Annotated in this window: 22 protein-coding genes; 12 read left to right on the top strand and 10 right to left on the bottom strand. The window is 64.9% G+C overall.

Annotated features, from left to right (window positions below; all coding sequences use genetic code 11):
- Positions 1 to 55: 55 nt before the first annotated feature.
- Entirely contained in the window at positions 56 to 2,539 is a 2,484-nt protein-coding gene (locus LTH96_RS02600) for an ATP-dependent DNA ligase (protein ID WP_241464171.1), read from the bottom strand.
- Between the two features lie 598 nt (positions 2,540 to 3,137).
- Here LTH96_RS02600 and LTH96_RS02605 point away from each other — a divergent pair.
- Entirely contained in the window at positions 3,138 to 3,518 is a 381-nt protein-coding gene (locus LTH96_RS02605; RefSeq protein ID WP_241464173.1) for a hypothetical protein, read from the top strand.
- Positions 3,519 to 3,940: 422 nt separating this feature from the next.
- Here LTH96_RS02605 and LTH96_RS02610 read toward each other — a convergent pair whose 3' ends face one another.
- Positions 3,941 to 4,639, bottom strand: coding sequence for a hypothetical protein (locus tag LTH96_RS02610; RefSeq protein ID WP_241464175.1), 699 nt, complete (start codon positions 4,637 to 4,639; stop codon positions 3,941 to 3,943).
- 85 nt (positions 4,640 to 4,724) lie between these two features.
- Complete coding sequence (locus LTH96_RS02615; protein WP_241464177.1) at positions 4,725 to 5,057, bottom strand: cupin domain-containing protein; 333 nt, start codon at positions 5,055 to 5,057, stop codon at positions 4,725 to 4,727.
- A gap of 86 nt (positions 5,058 to 5,143) precedes the next feature.
- Between LTH96_RS02615 and LTH96_RS02620 the strand changes: the two genes are divergently transcribed.
- Positions 5,144 to 5,461 (top strand): XRE family transcriptional regulator, encoded by a 318-nt coding sequence (locus tag LTH96_RS02620; protein ID WP_241464178.1) that lies wholly within the window; start codon positions 5,144 to 5,146, stop codon positions 5,459 to 5,461.
- A gap of 129 nt (positions 5,462 to 5,590) precedes the next feature.
- Here the strand turns inward: LTH96_RS02620 and LTH96_RS02625 are convergent, their stop codons facing one another.
- Positions 5,591 to 6,991: an MFS transporter gene (locus LTH96_RS02625; RefSeq protein WP_241464180.1), complete on the bottom strand. Its 1,401-nt coding sequence runs from the start codon at positions 6,989 to 6,991 to the stop codon at positions 5,591 to 5,593.
- Between the two features lie 72 nt (positions 6,992 to 7,063).
- On the opposite strand from LTH96_RS02625, the gene LTH96_RS02630 reads away from it, so the two are divergent.
- From LTH96_RS02630 to LTH96_RS02655, 6 genes are all read left to right on the top strand, one after another.
- The gene (locus LTH96_RS02630) at positions 7,064 to 7,960 is read left to right on the top strand and encodes a LysR family transcriptional regulator (RefSeq protein WP_241464183.1); all 897 of its coding nucleotides are present in this window, start codon (positions 7,064 to 7,066) and stop codon (positions 7,958 to 7,960) included.
- A gap of 110 nt (positions 7,961 to 8,070) precedes the next feature.
- The gene (locus tag LTH96_RS02635) at positions 8,071 to 8,949 is read left to right on the top strand and encodes a serine hydrolase (RefSeq protein ID WP_241464184.1); all 879 of its coding nucleotides are present in this window, start codon (positions 8,071 to 8,073) and stop codon (positions 8,947 to 8,949) included.
- The gene (locus LTH96_RS02640; RefSeq protein ID WP_241464185.1) at positions 8,939 to 9,826 is read left to right on the top strand and encodes a serine hydrolase; all 888 of its coding nucleotides are present in this window, start codon (positions 8,939 to 8,941) and stop codon (positions 9,824 to 9,826) included. The genes LTH96_RS02635 and LTH96_RS02640 overlap by 11 nt, the downstream gene beginning before the upstream one ends.
- Positions 9,827 to 9,969: 143 nt before the next feature.
- Positions 9,970 to 10,197, top strand: a complete 228-nt coding sequence (locus tag LTH96_RS02645) for a hypothetical protein (protein ID WP_241464186.1) — start codon at positions 9,970 to 9,972, stop codon at positions 10,195 to 10,197.
- A 266-nt stretch (positions 10,198 to 10,463) separates the two neighbouring features.
- Positions 10,464 to 11,351: a Ku protein gene (locus tag LTH96_RS02650; protein ID WP_241464187.1), complete on the top strand. Its 888-nt coding sequence runs from the start codon at positions 10,464 to 10,466 to the stop codon at positions 11,349 to 11,351.
- Positions 11,352 to 11,442: 91 nt separating this feature from the next.
- Positions 11,443 to 11,817 carry a hypothetical protein gene (locus LTH96_RS02655; protein WP_241464188.1) on the top strand — a complete coding sequence of 125 codons (375 nt, stop codon included), beginning with the start codon at positions 11,443 to 11,445 and terminating at the stop codon, positions 11,815 to 11,817.
- Between the two features lie 75 nt (positions 11,818 to 11,892).
- On the opposite strand, the gene LTH96_RS02660 is transcribed toward LTH96_RS02655, so the two are convergent.
- The 3 genes from LTH96_RS02660 to LTH96_RS13145 form a co-directional block, all read right to left on the bottom strand.
- Positions 11,893 to 12,825: a cation transporter gene (locus tag LTH96_RS02660; RefSeq protein ID WP_241464189.1), complete on the bottom strand. Its 933-nt coding sequence runs from the start codon at positions 12,823 to 12,825 to the stop codon at positions 11,893 to 11,895.
- 87 nt (positions 12,826 to 12,912) lie between these two features.
- On the bottom strand, positions 12,913 to 13,539 hold the full coding sequence (locus tag LTH96_RS02665; protein ID WP_241464190.1) for a response regulator transcription factor: 627 nt from the start codon (positions 13,537 to 13,539) through the stop codon (positions 12,913 to 12,915).
- Between the two features lie 41 nt (positions 13,540 to 13,580).
- Entirely contained in the window at positions 13,581 to 14,822 is a 1,242-nt protein-coding gene (locus tag LTH96_RS13145) for a sensor histidine kinase (protein WP_241464191.1), read from the bottom strand.
- A 230-nt stretch (positions 14,823 to 15,052) separates the two neighbouring features.
- Here LTH96_RS13145 and LTH96_RS02675 point away from each other — a divergent pair, with 230 nt between their 5' ends.
- Entirely contained in the window at positions 15,053 to 16,231 is a 1,179-nt protein-coding gene (locus LTH96_RS02675) for an ABC transporter permease (protein ID WP_241464193.1), read from the top strand.
- A 26-nt stretch (positions 16,232 to 16,257) separates the two neighbouring features.
- Entirely contained in the window at positions 16,258 to 16,995 is a 738-nt protein-coding gene (locus LTH96_RS02680) for an ABC transporter ATP-binding protein (RefSeq protein WP_241464195.1), read from the top strand.
- Here LTH96_RS02680 and LTH96_RS02685 read toward each other — a convergent pair.
- Both LTH96_RS02685 and LTH96_RS02690 read right to left on the bottom strand, forming a co-directional pair.
- Positions 16,979 to 17,455 (bottom strand): SRPBCC domain-containing protein, encoded by a 477-nt coding sequence (locus LTH96_RS02685; protein WP_241464197.1) that lies wholly within the window; start codon positions 17,453 to 17,455, stop codon positions 16,979 to 16,981. The genes LTH96_RS02680 and LTH96_RS02685 overlap by 17 nt on opposite strands.
- A complete protein-coding gene (locus LTH96_RS02690) occupies positions 17,452 to 17,793 on the bottom strand; it encodes a helix-turn-helix transcriptional regulator (RefSeq protein WP_241464198.1) in 342 nt (113 codons plus the stop codon). The genes LTH96_RS02685 and LTH96_RS02690 overlap by 4 nt, the downstream gene beginning before the upstream one ends.
- Positions 17,794 to 17,921: 128 nt before the next feature.
- Here LTH96_RS02690 and LTH96_RS02695 point away from each other — a divergent pair, with 128 nt between their 5' ends.
- On the top strand, positions 17,922 to 18,290 hold the full coding sequence (locus LTH96_RS02695; RefSeq protein WP_241464200.1) for a helix-turn-helix transcriptional regulator: 369 nt from the start codon (positions 17,922 to 17,924) through the stop codon (positions 18,288 to 18,290).
- A complete protein-coding gene (locus LTH96_RS02700; protein ID WP_241464202.1) occupies positions 18,287 to 18,931 on the top strand; it encodes a cation transporter in 645 nt (214 codons plus the stop codon). Before LTH96_RS02695 ends, LTH96_RS02700 begins: the two co-directional genes overlap by 4 nt.
- A 48-nt stretch (positions 18,932 to 18,979) precedes the next feature.
- Here the strand turns inward: LTH96_RS02700 and LTH96_RS02705 are convergent, their stop codons facing one another.
- Positions 18,980 to 19,612, bottom strand: coding sequence for an NUDIX hydrolase (locus LTH96_RS02705; RefSeq protein WP_241464204.1), 633 nt, complete (start codon positions 19,610 to 19,612; stop codon positions 18,980 to 18,982).
- Between the last annotated feature and the right edge of the window lie 13 nt (positions 19,613 to 19,625).

Raw genomic sequence — 19,625 nt, forward strand, 5'->3', positions numbered from 1 at the left:
TTCGCAGTCTACGGATCAGAGGGGCTGAGTACAGCGCGTCCGCGCTGAGCCGATTTCAGGGTCCATTCTTTACCCGCACGCCCCGCCAGGTGGGGTGACGCAGCCGGTTGTCCCTGGTCACCCCGGAATGACGGACTTCCGCGGACAGCTTCGGGGTTACCCAGGTGGCGTCCGAGGAGTCCTCCGTGGGGACGTCATCAACTGGGGCGGTCTTGCGAGCCAGCTTCTCCAGCTGGGTACGGAGATCGGTCAGTTCCACATCGCTGAAGCCGGTGCCGACCCGCCCGGCGTAGTGGAGTTCGCCGTCGTCGTCGGTCATGCCCAGCAGCAGCGACCCGAAAGTCTTCGCGCGCCCGCCCTTGCCTTGGCGCCAGCCGATGATCACCACATCCGCGTGGCTCTCGTGCTTGAGCTTCAGCCAATCGTCGGAGCGCCGCCCGGCACGGTAGGGACTGTCGGCGCGCTTCGCCACGAGTCCCTCGATCTTGAGCTCCAGGCTGACCTCCATGGCTTCATCCAGGGAATCACCCAGGTCGCCTGGGACCTGCACGTGTTTGCCGCTCTCGGCGAGCTGCTCCAGGACCTCCCGCCGGCGCGAATACGGCTCACCGGTGAGGTCACCGTGCTCGGCGGTGTGCAGCACGTCGAAGACCATGAAGTGCACTGGGATCTTCTTGGCCGTCTGTTCGATCTCCTTGGGCTTGCTCAGCTTGCCGCGACGCTGCAGGAGTCCGAAGTCGGGGCGGGAGCCAGAGTTCAGGGCGACGATCTCGCCGTCGACCACGGTGCCCGGCGGGACAAGATCCGCCAGTTCGCCCAGCTCGGGGAAGGTGGGGGTGAAGTCCTTGCCGTTGCGGCTGCGGATCTCCACTCGACCATCGTCGTGGACTGCGGCGATCGCCCGGTAGCCGTCCCACTTGCCCTCCAGCACCCACCCTGTGCCGCGGATGTCGGTGAGCTTGCCGGGGGAGGCGAGCATGGGGGAGGGGAGCGGGTCTGGGAAGGCTGACTTCTTACCAGATGCGGCGGCTGACTTCTTTGACTTCTCGGGCTTCTCCGCCGACTCGACGGACGGCTTCGCAGCACCCTTTTCGGCGCCATTGCCGGCACGTGGCTGGTCCTTGGTCATCCGGATCAGCCAGTCCTTGCCGGCCTCATCGGTCTGGACCAGGGCGTAGCGCCTAGGCACCCCGCCCAGCCCGCCGTCGGGTGCACCGGTCAGGACGAAGACCACCTTCCCGGACTTGCCCTCGCCGATCTCCCACTTCTCGATCTCCACGGTGCCGAAGTCCCAGATGGACATCTCCCCGCCGCCGTACTGGTTCTTCGGGATCGTGCCTTCGAACTCCGCGTATTCGATCGGGTGGTCCTCGGTCATCACCGCCAGCCGCTGCTGACCGCTCTTCAGCGGCGGACCCTTCGGCACCGCCCAAGAGACCAGCACCCCGTCGCGCTCGAGCCGAGTGTCATAGTGCAGCCGGGAGGCGTGATGCTCCTGGATCACGAAGATCGGATCTCCGGTCCGGGCCGCGGGGGAATCGGCGGGCACCGGCTCCGGGGTCTTTGCGGCATCGCGCATGGACCGGTAGGTGCTCAGTGCGTCTTGGGCAGGCGGCAGGACGTCCGCGGCGTCGTCGTCGGCGGTGAAGTCTGCCAGGGGGTCAGCACCTGAGGCGATCCGCTCCATCACTTGGTGCATGTCCAGCTGGGCGAGGTCGGGATCCTCGAGTTCCTCCCAGGTGCGCGGGGCGGCCACATGCGGACCGTCGCCGGACCCGGGGCGGCCGCGCAGCGAGTAGGGGGCGATCGTGGTCTTGTTGCGGTTGTTCTGTGACCAGTCGATGAGCACCTTGCCCTGGCGCAGGGACTTCTTCATGTCGCTGACCACTTCGTCGGGATGGTCCGCCTCCAGCGCCTTGGCCAGCCCACGGGCCACCTGGGAGACCTGCTCCGAGGTGTAGCTGCCATTGAGCGCGGCGTAGAGGTGGATGCCCTTGGACCCGGAGGTGACTGGGACCGAAGGCAGGTTCATCTCATCGAGGATCTCGCGGCACCAGCGGGCCACCTGCGCGCAATCGGCGAGGTCCGCGCCGGGACCTGGGTCCAGGTCCAGGACGAGCCGGTCGGGGTTCTGCGGTTCGCCCTTGTTGTTGAACCGCCACTGCGGGACGTGGACCTCCAGGGCGCCGACCTGCCCGAACCAGGCCAGCACGGCTTGATTGTTGGCGAGCGGGTAGGTGTTGGTGTGGTCTGAGTGCTCCAGCTCCTGCCGCGGCACCCAGTCCGGGGCGGAGTCTTCAAGGTTCTTGCGGAAGAACGGCTCATTGGGCTTGGCTTGCGTGCCGACGCCGTCGGGCCAGCGCTTGCGGGTGGCGGGGCGGTTCCTGGTGTGCGGGAGCATCGCCGGGGCCACGGTCTGCCAGTACTCGATGACCTCGGCCTTGGTGGTGCCCGAGGCGGGGAAGAAGACCTTGTCCAGATTGGAGAGCCGCAGCTTGTGACCGGCGACCGTGACAGTCTGTTGCCGCTTGCTTGCCATGGGTCAACCTTGGTGGGGGAGGCTGGGCGTTGGCTGGGTGAGGCTTCGCAGTGAGGACGACCACTCGAATTGGTCTTGACTCGCTGCCAGGTTTCTACGCAGTGGACCGCTGCGTCCTCCGTCGCCAGCAGACAGATACGGAGCAGGCGGAATGCCCACCATTCGGGCGCAATACCTCCAGCGGTCGGTATCAATAGCGTCTGCGGCGGTAGGCATCACCCCGGCTCCGATGTATTTTGTTATCGATGGAGCCACAGATCGTTGTGGTACATATCGATCTACGAGGAGGTCGATGGATGCAGGTCAGTGAAGCGCTCAAATACGTAGCGGGACGAGTGTCCACATCCAGGGGGGCGCCGTTGCGTCCAGACGAATTGGAAAGCGTCCGTGAGCGTCTGGTAGTTGGACGCGTGCGTGCCCTCGAAGAACTGGGTGAAGAGTCTTTTGACGTTGCCGTCAAGGAATTGGCTGCACGGCTCGCAGATTACGAGGAATCAGTCCGAAACTATGGTCAAGCAAATGAAATGCAGATCACAGAGGATGGCCGGGTTGGATTTAGTTATATTCCAAGGTTTCCCAGGCTTGGTTGGCGAGTTATATGTCCGATGTGGCCGTTCTGCTGATGGCCACTTGGAATGAGCGTGCCTTCGATCTGGTCGTGGAGATCACAAAACAAGTGCTGACGCTTTCAACGGGTGTTATCGCTATCTCAGTGGCCTTTCTGACCGATGTGGCAAGGAACTCTGGTGACCTAGTCAGATGGCTTCTCGGAGTCTCTTGGATAGTTTTCTTGGTTGCTGTGATTTTCGGGATGCTGACCCTGATGGCAGCAGCTGGCATCCAACGTGAGGCCGCCGTGGAAGGGGCAGCTGCTCCGACCATAGATTCTAGGAATCTCAAGAGGCTAGGTGGTGTCCAGCTCATTTCATTCGGTGTAGCTTTGCTGTTGCTGATGCTCGCGGGATTCTTGGCGTTCTAAAATGTCGTAATCGCTGAAGCGATTCATGGCCAACCCGCGGACGTTTCTTGGGTGGGATATTAGTGCGTGTAGATGTAGACCCTCGAACGCCTCCAGCGGATAGTCGCGGCGGACGCTTCTCGATTAGACGCTGCGTGTTGACCGACCTGGGCTCGCACTTTGATCGGCAGGTCACCTAGTCTCACGGAAGATTAGTCGCCAGCGTGGCTCCGCCCGCGTGCGCATACCGGTGATCTGGGAATGATTGCGATCAATGCCCGGTTCGCGTCAGCTATCACCCATGAGGTCCGAAGCGGGCATCAGCGTGATAACGGTCAAGGCCGGCCGACCACGTGCCTCTCACGAGAGAAGAGTCGTCAGCCGGCCCCCGTTGCGCCTAGGTCGGACTTAAGCTCTTGCCAAAGCTCCCAAGGTGATTTGCCTTATGCCCGGCGGGTGACTGCCAGTTCGATCTCATCGGCGCGGACCGTGCGGTCCACCGAGGAGTCCTGCGAGGCTTCGTCCGCCCATTCGGTCATCAGGGTGCAGTACTGCTGGTAGACCTCGGGGACCCAGACGTCGGTGGTCGCGTCGGGCCAGGCGTCGCGAGCGAGGTTCGCGGCGACGTCGCGGTCCAGGCTGACCAGCTTCGGCTCAGCGGCCGCGCCCTGGGCGAAGTAGAGGAACTTCGTGGAGAAGGCAGGCCCGAACCACGGGATCCGGCCGGCGCCGTCGTCGGTGGTCAGGATGCTGAAGGCGTCCTTGGCGGAGTCGCCGTTGCGCACCGAGTTCCACGCGTTGACGAGCAGCTCGGAGGCCTCGTCGCGGTGGGAGGCGAAGTTGTCCAGACGGTGGTGCAGCCGCGGAACCTTGGGTCCGAGACCCCATGACAGCGAGTAATAGAACAGCTGGAAGGCGTTGTCAGCGGTGCGCTCGCGGTCGCCGATCTCGAACACGTCGCGGCGGGTCAGCGAGACCTTGTCGAGGCTGCCGAGCATGCCGGTCAGCGTGGGGAGTCCGCGCTTGGAGAGTTCGGCGCGCCAGCGGGCGGCGTCGACATCAACACCGTGCTTCATCACCGCGTTGGAGCCGGGCAGTGCGTGCAGGATGTCCTGGGGCAGTCGTGCGTCTTCATTGATCATGATCCAACCCTAATGCGCCCAGCGGGCCGCGGCCCCCACCTGCCGGACGGTGAGGTGATTCAGCCTGATCTTCGCGGAGTTGCGTTCAGCGTTGCTTGACCACCGTGAGCAGGATGACGGCGTCTTCGACGGCGTCCAGCGAATGCAGTCCGTCCGGAATGGTCAGGAGATCTCCGGGTGATCCGTTCCAGGACGCCTCACCGGATTTCAGCAAGACTCGGCCCTCCAGCACCTGCAAGGTGGCTTCCCCGGGGTTCTCGTGCTCGGAGAGCTCCTCACCTGCCCGTAGGGCGATGAGAGTCTGCCGCAGTTGATGCTCATGACCCCCGAACACCGTCTTCGCGCTCCTGCCGCTGGACGCCTTACGAGCCTGCTCAAGTTCATGCCGTGCCAGTGCGATCAGTGAGGTCTTCTGCATGGTGCTTGTTCCGATCTCTTGAGGGTGACGGCGATGCCATTCTCATGGCCATTCCCGAAAGGTGTGGTATTTGACACACTGGGAAGATGAAACGATATCTCGCTCCGCTGACCCCAGACCTGGCCCGGGCAGCTCGCGCGCTCACACAGGTGTCCGTCGAAGAGATCAGTGAGGAGGCCTCGCTCGAGCCCGCGAGGGTCCGCGACTTCGAACACCGCGGATCCGGTTTGGACCCAGAAGCCAAAAAGAAGCTGCGGGCGGCGTTGGAGCGATTCGGCGCCGTCTTCTTCGATGAGGACGACGAGGGCGGCTACGGGGTGCGGCGCAAGTACAACGCCTCCAAGGCTCGTCAGTTGGGCCGCTGGGAGAGCGAGGGCGGACCTGCCTACGAGGACGACATCTGAACAGCTGCTCGAGCTGTTCCTGCCGCGCTTCCCTAGGGATGCGAATCGCTTTGGGACCCACCCCGTGCAGCGTTGCCAGATGATCGAGGCCTGCTTCCTCGCCGTCGTCCAGGCTCCGCAGGCCGCAGCTCAGCGCCGTCGTGCCAAGGAGATGAGGGCTGCTGGAATCGCGAGGCAGGCGTAGATGAACGCGCCGACTCCCAGGGCAGAGTGGATCCCGATTCCCAGATCGTCACCGTCCAGCGCGCTGAAGTGCAGGGACAGCACCCCGAGGGTGGCGATGCCCATCCCGGCACCCAGGGCGAAGGCGCTTTCCTGGATCGCGCCGGCATCGGCTGTGCGGGTGGTCGGAGCGGAGCTCATCAAGGCGTTGGACGCGATGGCCATCACCGTGCCGGCGCCGAGTCCGAGCAGCATCAGGCTCGCAGGGTGGGCTGTCTGCGGCAACGAGATCAACAGCAGGGCACCCGACGCCGTGCAGAGGAACCCTGAGATCAAGAGGTACGGCTCGGAGATCCACCGTTTCAGTCCAGGGCTCAGCACGCCGCCGAGGACGCTGGCCGCGGCCAGGGGCAGGAGCACCAGGCCGGCCTCGATGCCGGACCGCTCGTCAACGAGCTGGAGCTGCTGGGTGAGCAGGTAGAGGGTGCCGTTGAAGAGTCCCGTGGTGGCCGCGATGCTCAGCGCCGAGACCGCGAGCACCGGGTTCTTGAACAGCGCGACGTCCAGGTACGGCCGGCGCAGTCGGAGTTGCCGGACGCAGAAGGCAGTCAGGGCGACCGCGCCTCCTAGAAGGAGTGCCGGCGCGATCACGACGGAGTCGTCCCGCGGCATCGATTTCAGCGCCAGGATCAGAGCCGCAATTCCGATCGTCGAGGACCCGATGCTGAACGGATCCAGGCCCGGGGGATGTGCGTTCCTCGACTCGGGCAGCACCAAGGCCGCAGCGAGCAGACACAGGCCCAGGACCGGTGCGTTGACCCAGAAGATCCACGCCCAGGGCAGGTGCTCCACCAGGACGCCGCCCAGCAGCGGTCCGAGACCGACGCCGGCACTGAAGCTGGAGACCCAGAGGCCATAGGCGAAGGCTCGAGATCTCTCGGTGGGGAATGAGACGCGGATGATCGCCACGGTGGCCGCGATGAGCAGGGCGGACCCGACCCCCTGCCCGATCCGTCCGATGATCAGCATCGTGGGATCGGCAGCGGTCCCTGCGAGAAGGGCGCTTGCCATGGCGACGGTCAGCCCGGCAAGGTAGGCGCGCCTTCGTCCATAGCGATCGGCAAGGACTGCGCTGGGAATGATCGCGATGCCCGTGGTGAGGGCGTAGGCATCGGCGACCCATAGCGCCTGGACCGGGCCCAGCGACAGCTGTTCGGTGAGTTCGGGCAGCGCCACAGCCACTTTGGTCATATCGGTCCCGCCGATGACCAGCACCACCGTGAACACCGCCAGGATCCCGGTCAGGCGGGCCAGAGAGATCGGGGGTTCGTGCTGCCGGGAGACGGTGGAGATTGTGGAGTGGGGCATGGGCCCAGTTCAACGGACTCAGAAGCCTGCGTCCAGGTTCACATAGTCACGATGATCGTGCAGTATTGATTCATGATCGACTCCCGCCTGCAGCTCCTGGTCGCCGTGAGTGAATACGGGACGGTGACGGCCGCTGCGGAAGCGCTGTTTCGCAGCCCCTCTGGGGTGTCACGGCAGATCAAACAGCTCGAGGCGGAGATCGACCTCGACCTTCTCGAGCACGAGGGGCGTCGGGTGAAACTGACTGCGGCAGGCCATCGGCTGGTCGAGCACACCCGGGCGTTGAACGCCGCGTGGGAATCAGCGCTCAGCGACACAGCCTCGGCCGCCACCGAGCTCTGCGGACCCGTGTCGATCGGCGGCTTCGCCACGGTCTTGACCTCAGTGGTGACCCCGGCCGTGGTGCGACTCCGGGAGGATCACCAGCTGCTGCGGCCCATGGCCAAGGAGATCTATTCGCAGGGGATCACACGAGCTCTCGAGACCGGCGCAATCGATGTGGGCCTCTTCGTGGCCGATGAATCCACGAGTCGCCTCCCCGCCTACCTTGAGGTCGCGGAGTTCATGGACGATCCCATCGACCTGCTGGTGCACCAGTCTCATGCATTCGCCTCGCGGGAGGAGGTGCGGTTGGAAGAGGCGCGCAACGAGGAGTGGATCACCGGTCTGCCGCACCAGGACTCCTACAAGGAGCTCTACGCGGCGACCCGATCAGCGGGTTATGCGCCGCGATCCAGCCACTACGCACAGGACCTCACCGCGACGGCGGCTCTCGTGGCCGCGGGTCTGGGCATCTCGGCGGTGCCGCGGATCGCGCAGGAGATCTCACATCCGCACGTTCGACGCGTCCCGCTCGCCGGTGAGCATCGACCGCACCGCCGCATCATGCTGACCTTCCGGGCAGGCTCGCGCGGCAACCCGCGGATCGACGCCGTGATCGACGCCCTGGAGCGGGCCCGTCCGACCTAGGTGCTCCCGAGTGAACCGGGCGCGTGACGCGTGAGGCGTACAGCGCGCGGACAGGTCAGCGCTCGCGACTATGCTGTAGTCATCCCGCGCCCGCAGTGATGAGGAGCCTTGTGGAGCAGTCCTTGCAGCACCTCGAGTCCACCATCACTAGCCTTGCCGCAGACCAGCCCTTCGCGCTGTCCTGGGAGATCCGCGCGATCGGCACCGGCGAGGTCGTCGGCCAGGACTCGACCCGCGCCGCCGCCTCCTTCAGCACTCGCAAGGTCAGCGTGCTGCTGGCCTGCCTCGCACTGGTGGAGACCGGCGAGCTGAGCCTGGAAGACCGCTCGGTGATCACCGAGGAGATGAAGGACGGCGTCCAGGCCGGGATCATGCGCAACCTCTCCGCTGGGATCTCGCTGAGCCTGCGCGACTGCCTGCTGCAGATGATGAGCACCTCGGACAACATCTGCACCCAGCTGGTCTTCGCCGCCATCGGCTCCGTCCGGCCTGACCCGCTGCAATGGGTCAACGACTACTGCGCCTGGATGGGCCTCCACGCCACCCTGCACCGCGAGATCTTCCCCCGCACCGGAGACCTGACCTGGAGTCATTCACTGGACACCCTCACTACGACGACGGCGCGGGATCAGTCCCGCTTGCTGGAGCAGCTGGGCCGCGGGTGCGTGGATGACCTCGCCGCCGCTGAGCTGATGCTGTCGCAGCAGCTGTGCGAGTTCGCGCGTGATGCGATGCTCGGGCTTTTCACCCCGGCGCTGGGGGTCGCCTGTACTCAGATCCGGTTCGCAGAGAAGAACGGGCGCGGGCTGCGCAGCCTCTCCCAGGTGGGACTGGCGCTCTCGGCGTCGGGTGCACCTCTGGCAGCAGTCGCGGCCTACGCCGAGAACATCCCGACCGTGTTGCCCTCCGGGGTCCCCGGGCGGGTGGCGGCGTTTGATCTGTTCGCCGAGCTGGGACTGGCAGTTCAGGAGTGGGCCCTTGGTCGCTGAGGTGAAGATGCTGAGCGTTGAGGAATGTGCGGCGACCTATCCGGAGGCGCGTTTCGCCGTGGGCGCCGCTGGGTCTGCTGAATCTACTGGGGTGGTTGCCGAATCCCGGGCGGATGAACCGCACGACCTGGCAGGCACGGGCAAGCTGCTGCTCGGCCTGACCCTGGCCCACCTCGCCGAGGGGGACGGGGGCTTCCTCGGGCGTCCGCTCACAGTGACCTCTGATCACCGCGTCGGAGCCCGCTCGGGCACGCTGCGACTGATGGCCGGGGAGTTGACGCTCAGTGTTGACGACGCGGTGAAACTGGTCTTCTCCACCGGCGACGGCGCCTGTGTGCTCGCGCTGCTGGACTTCGCCGCGTCCGAGGGAGTCGACCTGCTCACCGAAGCCCAGGGCCTGGTCGCGAAGCTGGGCCTCGATGCTGTTCGGCTGACCGGCCTGGAGCGCGATCAATCATGGGGCGAGGGGCTCGTCGGTGAGACGACTCCTTCCGCAAACCTGCAGCTGCTGCGTGCGCTTGGGACCCCGGGCGAAACCGGGAACGGTCCAGCCGCAGCCGGGGGAGTCTCCTCCGAAACCCGTCACCGGCTCCACGGCTGGATGGGCAAGGTCTTCGAACCCGCCGGCCTGGCCGCGGCGCTCCCAGGCTTCGGGCCGAAACGAGTGCCGCACCAGACCCTCTCGGGCTGGGAGCTCACCGCCGCCGGCGCGCAGCGCGGATACAGCTCAGTGCTCTCCCTGCCCAACCACGCAGGGGAGTGGGTGCATCTGGCAGCCCACCTGCCGCCGTCGTCGGCTGGTGTTCGATCCCCACGGGACGTCTCGGCCGTGCTGGGCACTTTGGGCCTGGCTGCCTACCACTCCGCGCTGAGCTGACCGCCGCGCGCCTAGGCTTGGCACTCCGGCGTGCAAAGCCTAGGTGGAGGTAAGAACCATGAAGTCACCAGGCGGCGACCATACGTTGAAGTCAGGTGCCGAGTTTGTCCGGGTACTGACAACGATGTTCTTGAGGAGTCAACATGCTGACGACACTGCATAATCTGGGTCTACGTTCCGAGCACGCCTACAACGCCGCACTGGTCTCAGTGGGGCTGTCCTTCGGCAGCTGGGCGCTCTCCCGCTACAAGAATGACGATTCCAAGCCGCAGGCAGACCGATGGGGCATCTTCGTCGGCCAGTGGGCGCCGACCTTCTTCGGACTGGGCCTGGCACTCTCGCAGTACGAGAACAACGGCAAGAAGCGCTGAATCTCAGACTTCCACGGAGGGGCACTGTCGATGATCGGCAGTGCCCCTCCGTGTGTGTGGGGCTTTCAGAGGCTGCTCATCGCGGCTTACCCGCTGGCCCAGCTCCCCTGCCGCCGCCGCGTCTCCCAGCCGAGCCCGCGCCGTCGTCGTCCGCTCTATCTGTCCGGACCCAGACGGCTGTGATGTCATTAGCCCAAGAGCAATGACGAAGAACCCATGACGAACAACCTCAGGAGTGACCCATGCGGGCGATCTGGTCTGGCGATGTGTCTTTCGGGTTGGTGACGGTGCCGATCAAGCTGTATTCGGCCACGCAGAGCCACGATCTGACCATGCATCAGGTCCACGACGAGGACGGCGGGCGGATCCGCTACCAGCGCCACTGCGAGGTCTGCGGCGAGAAGGTCGACTACAAGGACATCGACAAGGCCTACGATTCAGGCGAGTCCACCGTCGTGCTCACCAAGGAGGAGCTCGGGGAGCTTCCCGCGGACGACTCCAAGGAGATCGCGGTGGAGCAGTTCGTACCCGAGGACCAGATCGACTCCATGGTGCTGGACAAGTCCTACTACCTGGAGCCTGCGGGGAAGTCTGCGAAGGCCTATGTGCTGCTGCGTCGAACCCTGGAGGAGTCCTCCCGGGTCGCGATCGTGACGTTCACGCTGCGCACGAAGACCCGGCTCGGGGTGCTGCGGGTCCGTGAGGACGTGATCGTGCTGCAGGGGCTGCGCTGGGCCGATGAGCTGCGCGAACCGGAGTTCGACATCCCCAAGTCGCGGCTCACGAAGAAGGAACAGGAGATGGCCACCTCGCTGGTGGAGTCCTACGCCGAGGACTTCGACCCGGAGCGGTTCAAGGACGAGTACCAGGACCAGCTGCACACGCTCGTGGAGGAGAAGCTCGCCCACGGCGAGGACATCGACACCGACGCGACCTTCGGCAACGTCGAGGATGAGGACGACGGCGATGGCAATGTCATCGACCTCATGGAGGCGCTGAAGCAGTCGGTGGACTCCCGGCGGAAGAGCTCGGGGAAGGGTGCTGGGGAGTCTGAGGGTTCCAAAGGTGAGGGATCTCAGGGTTCCGCGAAGGGTGGTTCTTCGAAGAACTCCTCGAAGGACAGCGGCTCCAGCCAGAAGAAGCAGGCCAGTTGATCAGGCTCCGGCTCGTCAGTGCCGTGAAGATCAACCATTCGGTTGACACCTTGCGCGCCTGAACCTCTGGCTCATTCCATAGGCTGGAGGTATGGATATCATCTACGACCTCAGCGTCCTGGCCCACCTGTTCGCGATGGCTGCCGTCATCGGCGGGTACTTCGTGGTCCTTCGCAAGCCACGACCCTGGCCAGTCATGGTCTGGGGCGGCCGCATCCTGCTTCTCAGCGGCCTGCTGATCGTCGCATTGGGCGAGGCCGCCGACCTCTGGGGAGGCGCCGATGTGAACCATCTCAAGATCGGGATCAAGCTGCTGGTCTCCCTCGCCGTGGTCGCGACACTGGAGATCGCCGCGAGCAAGTCCCGCAAGAACAACCAGCGGGCAAGCGAGAAGCTGACCCACGCGGCCGGCATCCTCGCCACCGTCAACGTACTGGTGGCGGTCCTCGTGCCAGGTTTCATCTAGGAATCTCCCCGGACGGTTCTGCTGGGTCTCTCTTCGCCGCTTCTGCTCGATCGGGCAGAAGCGGCGAAGGTGTTCTCAGGGCTGCGGCTGCGGAGGTGGTGTCTTCGTGGTGAAGGAGACTGTGATCCAACTGTGCGGGTCCTCACCGTCCAGCTGCGCTCGGGTCTCGTCACGGATGCGATCCCAGTCCTCCAAGGATCGCAGCCCCATGCCTGTGGGAACGTAGAAGACGACGTCGATCGTGCGCGCTCGTCCCTGCTGCGCAGCGTAGACCCGATAGTCGGTGAAGCCTTCTGACTCGGTGACGTCCTGGGCTGCTCCCTCGGCCTGTCTCTTGAGCTCGGGTGGAGTCACCAGGGAGATCTCGGCCAGGGCCCTGCGCAATGTGGAGAACGGCATGGGAAGAAGGATCAGAGCGACGATCGCCAGCACCGCTGGATCGACATAGGGCATCGCCCATTCGGCGTCGGTGTCCTCGATCAGCATGCCGATCAAGAAGGCCGCAAGCAGAGCTCCGGTCACTCCTCCGGCCATGATCCAGCCCTTCACGTCCATCGCGACCAGAGCTGAGCCGAGCTTCTTGTTCGCTCGATGCTCGATGAACCCGATCACGAGGGTCAACACGACTACAACGGCGGCGTAGACCACCGCGGGGCCGAACTCGACATCACGGCCACCCGTCAGCAGAGCCGATATCGCTTGGAAGAGTGCGTAGGCGGCCACCGACATCATCAGCAGGGCGTTCACCGCCAGGACGATCGGCTCGAAATGCCAGAAACCCATGGTGAATCGATCATGTGTCCGTTTCGAGAGCGCATTGGATGCTGACTTCGCGATGAGTCCCGCGAGAGTGATCGACAGGACTGACATCACCGCATCGACCAGCGAGAAGACACCATCGAAGAGGATGGCGAACGATCCGGAGACGACGCCGAACCCGATTCCCAGCGCAGAGACGATCAGGACTCCCACCAGGGAGACCTTCAAGGCCTGTTGTTCCGTACGCACGGCGTTGAAGCCCTTTCATAGATGAGGAAGGCCCGAGAAGAGGGCTGCTGACCGCGATAAAGCGCAGTCAGCCTAGCAATGGCCAGGTCAGATGATGTGCTGAGCGCGTGCTCGATCGATGGCCTGCGTGCGATTCTCCACGCCGAGCTTGTCGTAGATGTGGACCAGGTGGGTCTTCACCGTAGCCTCCGAGATGAAGAGCACGCGGGCCAGGTCACGATTGGTGGCTCCGGTGGCCAGCTGCTGCAGAATCTCGATCTCACGCGGAGTCAGCGCCGTCGCTGGTGACGCGAGTCGCTTCATCATCTGCGCGGTGATGGAGGGCGACAGCACGGATTTCCTCGCCGCGGCGTCCAGCACCGCGTGCTGCACGGTCTCCGACGGTGCGTCCTTGAGCAGGTAGCCGATCGCGCCGGCACCCATGGCGGCCACGATGTCGGCCTGGGTGTCGAAGGTCGTCAGGATCAGCACTGGAAGGTCATGCTCCGCGGTGATCATTCTCGTGGCTTCGACCCCGCTCATGCCTGCACCCATCTGCAGATCCATGACCACCACATCCACCTCCTGGGCAGAGACCGCGAGGATCTCCAACGCCGCTTCACCGGTGCCGGCCTCTGCGGTCAGGCGCAGCTTCCCTGAAGCTTCCAGCAGCGCCTTCACCCCTGAGCGGACCACGGGGTGGTCATCCACGAGAAGGACGCGCACCTGCGTCATGGGGCCGGGTGTCGTGGCTTCAGGTGTCATCGGTCCGGGTGTCACTGGCCCTCCAGGGGAAGTCGGATGTTCACCGCAGTGCCCTTGCCCGGAGCCGACTCGACGGTCAGTGCTCCGTTGAGCTCGCGAGCGCGCGCCGCGAGTTTGGCCAGTCCGTAGCTGGGGGCGTCTGGTCGTTCGAGCTGGGTGTCGTCGTCGTTGGCAAAGCCGATCCCGTCGTCGACCACGTCTAATGAGACCGCATCGGGCCAGACCTGCAGAGTGGCCACGGCTGTGTGAGCGCGCGCGTGGGCCACGACGTTGCCGAGCAGCGACTGGGCTGCACGCAAGAACACCGCACGGTGGTTCAGCGGCAGGTCAGGCAGCTCGCCTTCGCTTCGAAACCTGCATTGCAGCTCCTGTCCCTCGGCGTGCGCCCGCTCGGCAGTCCGGGTGCAGACCTCGCGGAGGCCGGTGAGGAGGTCGGAGTCCAGGGCGGGTGAGCTCAGATCCCGCACGAAGCGTCGGGCCTCGGCCATGTTCTCGGCCGCCGTCTCCTCGATCACGTCGATGCGTTCGAGCGCCCTGTCCGGGTGCTGATTCTCCAGTTCTTGCCGTGCGGCGCGGGTCATCAGCACGATCGAGGACAGTCCCTGGGCGAGGGTGTCGTGGATCTCGCGGGCCAGTCTTTCCCGTTCGGCTGCGCGCCCCACCTCTTGTTCCTGCTCGGCAAGCTCCAGACGAGCTGCCTGCAGCTGACGGATCGTTCGCTGGTGGCGTTCGTTGTCTCGGTATACCGCCCGGTAGGCGAAGCCGACGACCACAGCGAAAGCGGCTCCCAGGGATGGCCCGATCACCATTGCCAGATGAAAATCACCCGACGGCGCGTGCATGAACTGGGCCACGATCACCACCGCTGTGAGACCCACGATGCTCGCTATCGCCGGTCCTGTCGGCAGGACGACCAGGTAGAGGAAGAAGAGCGGGAACGCCACCCAGGAGAAGTCGGGGCTGGCCAGCGTCATCACCGCCCACACGAGGGTGACTGCGCCCAGCCACGGCAGCACGAAGCGTCGGGGATTGCGGCTGGTCTGACCTTGTGCGAACCGACTTTCCCAGACGGTTCCGATGACGTAGATGCACGCCAGCAGAATGCTGAGTGAGACGACGAGCCATTCGCCCCCGAAGGCAGAACGGATGCCGACGACGACGCGCAGCACTCCGATGAGCAGCAGGGCGGCGAAGCTGACATGCAGGCTGATCCTCAGACCACGCAGGATGTCGGGCGTGGAGACCTCTCCCACCAGCGATGCCCTCCTCGACTGCTCCACGACAAGTGACAATGCTCGTGGGCCGTGGTCGTCCACTTGATCATCGTACCGAGGCGGACTCCCCGCCGGATCAACCATTCGGTTGAGCCTGGCGTCCACCGAAGGGACCTGCGGGATCAACCGATCACACGATCCCTGAGCGGCCTGATTCCAGAATTCTGGAGAGCAAGATCATCACCCAACACCTGCTCTCTGGAGTCGCCATGTACTTATCCCTTCGGGACATCACCTTCGCCAAAGGGCGCTTCGCGCTGATCGGCGGAGTCGTCGCGCTCATCACCATGCTCCTGGTGCTGCTCACAGGCCTGACCAACGGTCTCGGTCATCAGAACACCTCAGCACTGGAGCGACTCGACGCCTCACACGTCATCTTCAGCGCGCCAGCGGACGCGGATGATCATCCCTCCTTCACCGAATCAGGGATCACCGCAGCCGAGCTGGACATCTGGGAGGAGGCTCTGGGTGCAGGCGCCGTGGAGCGACTGGGAGTGACGCAGACCCGGGTTGAAACCAGTGCTGATGACGCGGAGGAGGGCTCAAGCCGGACAGCGGCCTCGGTCGCGGTCCTCAGCGTGGAGCAGGACACCGCGCTTGCCCCGGGACTGCAGGCGATTCAAGGTCGGCCGCATCCGGGTGAAGGCGAGGTGATCCTCAGCTCTGTGATCGCAGAGGATCTCGACTTGGCACTGGGGGACAGCCTGCGCCTGTCCTCCGGTGAGTTCACCGTTGCCGGGATGGTCGACGACGAGTTCTACAGTCACGTCCCGGTGGTCTGGACGTCCATCGAAGACTTCGCGGGCATCGCTCATCTGGGCGAGGACACTGTGGCGACCGCTCTCGCGGTACCCGCTGCCGCGGTTCCAGCTCTCGCGGTGCCTGAGGCAGCCGGACGAGCTGCCGCAGATGATCTGTCCACCGAGGCCCTCGCCACGGTCAATGACCAGGCTGGCACTGTCTCCACCGACACTCAGGGAGCCTTCAACGCTCTGCCCGCCTACCAGTCAGAGCGCGGCTCACTGGTGATGATGCAGGGATTCCTCTACGGCATATCCGCGCTGGTGGTCGTGTCATTTCTCACCGTGTGGACCATCCAGCGCACGCGTGACCTCGCGGTTCTCCGCGCGCTGGGATCCTCCCGCGGCTACCTGGTCCGCGACGCGCTGACCCAAGCGGCCATCGTGGTTTCTCTCGGCGCCCTCACCGGCAGTGCGGCCGCCTGGGCAGGGGGACTGCTCATCGGCAACGCGGTGCCGTTCGTGCTGACGCCCTTGACCGTCGCGGCCCCCGTTCTGGGGGTCGTCGCACTGGGTGTTGCCGGTGCGGCCCTGACGACTCGACGCGTCTCCCGCGTCGATCCACTTCTCGCACTCGGAGGAAACTGAGCATGACGTCGATCCACACCACACCCATGCCATCACCACCGGCCCCAACCTGTGGAGATGCCGCTGCTCTTCGGCTTGAGGACGTGACCCTGACCTATCCGGACGGCGTCGACGAGAACGGAGAGGCCCGCACGCTTCGGGCACTCGATGCGGTCCATTTCAGCGCAGAGGCCGGGACCGTCACAGCCCTCGTCGGGCCTTCAGGCTCGGGAAAATCATCGTTGCTGGCCGTGGCCGCGGCACTCATCCGACCCAGCTCCGGCGCGGTGCACCTCGCCGGCAGGGAACTCACCGGACTGGCTGAGCGCGAGCTCACCACGCTGCGCCGAGACCAGGTCGGCACGATCTTCCAACAGCCCAACCTCCTGCCGAGCCTCACCGCGCTGGAACAGCTGGTGCTCACTGCTCATCTGCGCGGCGACCGAGGCAGGCAGCTGAAGGCGGCAGAAGAACAGGGTGCGGAACTGCTGGATCTGGTCGGTCTGGCGTCTGTCGCGAACCGGCGTCCGCACCAGCTCTCCGGCGGTCAACGCCAGCGGGTCAACATCGCCCGCGCGCTCATGGGCAGACCGTCGGTGATGCTGGTGGACGAGCCCACCTCCGCTCTGGATCACGAGCGGGCCCGATCCATCCTCGAACTGCTCGTCAGCACCACGCGTCAGTTCAACACTGCAACGGTGATCGTGACCCATGATGCGCAGATGGCGACGTTGACCGACCGAACCGTGACGATCCGTGACGGTCGCCTCATTTCTGAGCGGTAGTCGACCTGTGGCTGTCGTCTTGGAGGAAGGAGTCAAGGACATTCAGCGCGCTGTCCCAGCCGTCGTAGAAGAAGTTGTCCCCCTTGGCGCCCTCTGCACCGCGGAGGTCGAAGGTCAGCTGGGTGCCCGCGTCGGTGGTGGCCAGGACGAGGGTGACCACCGGGGCGTCGTCGGGATCGCTGTGCGGGTCACCCCAGGTGAAGGCGAGGCGTTCAAAGGGGGAGACCTCCCGGTAGACGCCGGCGGTGACCACCTCGGTGCCGTCCTCATCATTGACCATCGTGTAGGTGTAGCGTCCGCCCACGCGCACGTCCATCTCGACCGACTCCCGCGGTGTGGTGGCACCCTCGGGGTGGAACCACTGTGCTGCGGCATCGGGGTCTGTCCACGCAGTCCAGACCTGCTCCGGCGTGGCCGCGAACGTCCGCACCAGGGTGAAGCCCTTGGATTCATCGATCATTGCTCTTCGCCTTTCTGTGATGCATCTTCCTTGGATGGGTGATTGTTGAGGTACTCCTCAAGGTGATCCAGCCGCTCATTCCACTGCCTGCGCTGGTTCTCGATCCACTGGGATGCCTCATCGAGGGACGCCGGGGTGATCGAGCAGTCGATCCACTGCCCGCGGCGATTGCGGCTCACCAGCTCTGCCCGCTCCAGAACGCTCAGATGCTGGGAGACCCCGGCGCGGCTCATCGGGTAGTGCTTGGCGAGCTCGCTCACGGTGAGCGGCCGGCGTCGCAGTCTGTCCAGGATGTCCCGACGGGTCGGATCGGCCAGGGCGCTGAAGGTGACGCTCAATGGGTCCTTGGGTGGCAAGAGCGCCTCCAATGCGTAAGTAGTTGCTTACACGTTAGAAGAGGTCCTGAGCATGGGTCAAGAGTCTGGCGCCTGGATTGATAGGTCAGCGCTCGATGTATAGTCACCCCATGCTGACCAATGTTTCCCGCGCGGAGGTGATGAACCGCCTTGGACGGGCGATGTCGGACCCGACTCGCTCCCGAATTCTGCTGTCCTTGCTCGAGAAACCGGGCTACCCGGCGAAGCTCGCACGTGAACTCGCACTGAGCCGCACGAATGTCTCCAACCACCTCGCCTGCCTGCGGGGATGCGGAATCGTGGTCGCTGAGACCGAGGGGCGCCAGACTCGCTACGCCATAGCTGACCCACACCTCGCCGTCGCCCTGACCGCACTGCTGGAGGTGACTCTCGCGGTGGATGAGAGCGTGCCATGTATGGACCCGGCCTGTTCCGTGTCTGGTTGTCGTGAAGCTTCGGCAACTGTGGAGCGTCAATGAGCCCGGAGTCCGTGACGCCCACGCGGCGGGCGAAGCTGCACCGTCGGGTGCGGCTCATCGTTGCTTTCACCATCACCTGGAATGTGATCGAAGCTGCCGTGGCGATCGGGGCCGGGGTGGCCGCCTCCTCCACGGCATTGATCGCCTTTGGACTCGATTCCGTGATCGAGGTCGCCTCGGCGATCGCGGTGGCCTGGCAGTTCACCCGAAAGGATCCTGAACGGTGGGAGAAGGCCACCGTCCGCGCCATCGGTATCGCTTTCTTCGCCCTGGCCGCCTACGTCAGCATCGACGCGTTCCTCACCCTGACCGGGGTGGAGCAGGTCGATCACAGTCCGGTCGGCCTCGGCATCGCCGTGGCGAGCCTGGTGGTCATGCCGCTGCTCGCCTGGTTCGAATTCCGCACCGGCGGCGAACTCGGATCCAAGAGCGTCCAGGCCGACGCCAAACAGCTGCTGCTCTGCGTCTATCTCTCCGGGGCGGTGCTTCTCGGGCTGCTGCTCAACACCCTCTTCGGCTGGATGTGGGCCGACTCCGTGGCTGCACTGGTCATCGCGGCCCTTGCGCTGCGTGAAGGGATCGAGGCGTGGCGCGGTGATGTCGAGTCACCGCTCGAGGTCCTCGATGACCTGAAGACGTAACGCCATCGGGGACCGGGAAGTCTTGCTCGAGAAGAGGGAAGTGGGCGCCTAGGGCTTGATGCCGCGGGGATGATCAGTCCAGGGTGCACGAGAGTCGCGCAGCTCCCCGGCACCGGTCCTGATCGCGTGCAGCGCCAAGACTCCGGTCACGGCGCTGGGGTTGCGGATCTGCCCGGTGAGCACCGCCTGCACAGCCTCAGTCAGAGGGATCCAGGCCTTCTCGATCTCGGCCTCTTCGCCCTCGCGCTCGTGCTGGTCATGTTCCGGCGTCTCGGTGATGCCCCGGGCCAGGTAGATCCGGATGCCTTCATTGGAGGCGCCGGGGCTGGTGTGGAAGTCCGCCAGGGTGTGCCAGGTGTCGGCGCTGATGTCGGCTTCCTCGTGGAGTTCCCGCGCTGCGGCGTCGAGCATCGGCTCACCCTCGGCGTCGAGCAGTCCTGCCGGAATCTCCCACATGTTCTGCCGCAGCGGGTGCCGGTACTGCCGGATCAGCAGCACCCGGTCCTGCTCGTCCATCGCGAGGACGGCCACGGCGCTGAGGTGCTTGAGGAACGCGCGGGTCAGCGTCTGGCCGTTCTTGCCGAAGCTGAAGGTCTCCTCGACCAGGTCATAGATCGGCGTCGACTGCAGGGACTTGGCCCCCAGGATGGGGTGCTCAGCGGGGGAGTCATAGATCGGCATGGAGCCAGCCTAC

It is taken from the genome of Nesterenkonia sp. LB17 (genome assembly GCF_022565915.1).
Classification (GTDB): domain Bacteria; phylum Actinomycetota; class Actinomycetes; order Actinomycetales; family Micrococcaceae; genus Nesterenkonia.